At 59.3% G+C, this 540-nt stretch carries 1 pseudogene; it reads right to left on the reverse strand.

Annotated elements, in window-relative coordinates:
- Nucleotides 1-540 (reverse strand): annotated as a pseudogene (locus PDO_RS17450) (IS630 family transposase); the annotation flags it as partial.

Raw genomic sequence — 540 nt, forward strand, 5'->3', positions numbered from 1 at the left:
TAGCTCCGGCGATTTCGGCGGGAGTGGTAGGATGGTGATGTTTTCAGGCACGACGAGATGATTGGACATGTGCCAGCCTGCCTGATCCATGATGAGGATGGCGTGCGCATCCTCGTCAACATGGCGGGCGATTTCCGCCAGGTGCTGCGTCATCGCGTGGGTGTCGCACCACGGCATGACGAGAGCTGCCGCCTTGCCAAGCTTCGGGCAGATGGCACCGAAGATATAGGCCGATCTTGTGCGTTGATCATGCGGCGCGGAAGGCCGCGTTCCCCGCCTGGCCCAGCGGCGCGTGATCTTGTTCTTCTGCCCGATACGGGCCTCGTCTTCGAACCAAATCTCTACCCGTTTTCCTTGCGCTGCTCCGGCGGCGATTTCTGCCACTGCGGCGGGGAAACTTTTTTAAAATCCTCGATGGCTTGAGGGTCTTGCGCGTGATGTTTGGGCCTTGCAGCAAGCTTGCGATAACCCATGGCTCGGACCTCGCGGCTCAGTGTTTGCTCGCTCACAGAAACGCGGAACTCTTCCCAAATCCATTGC

Source organism: Rhizobium sp. PDO1-076 (assembly GCF_000247475.1).
GTDB lineage: Bacteria > Pseudomonadota > Alphaproteobacteria > Rhizobiales > Rhizobiaceae > Allorhizobium.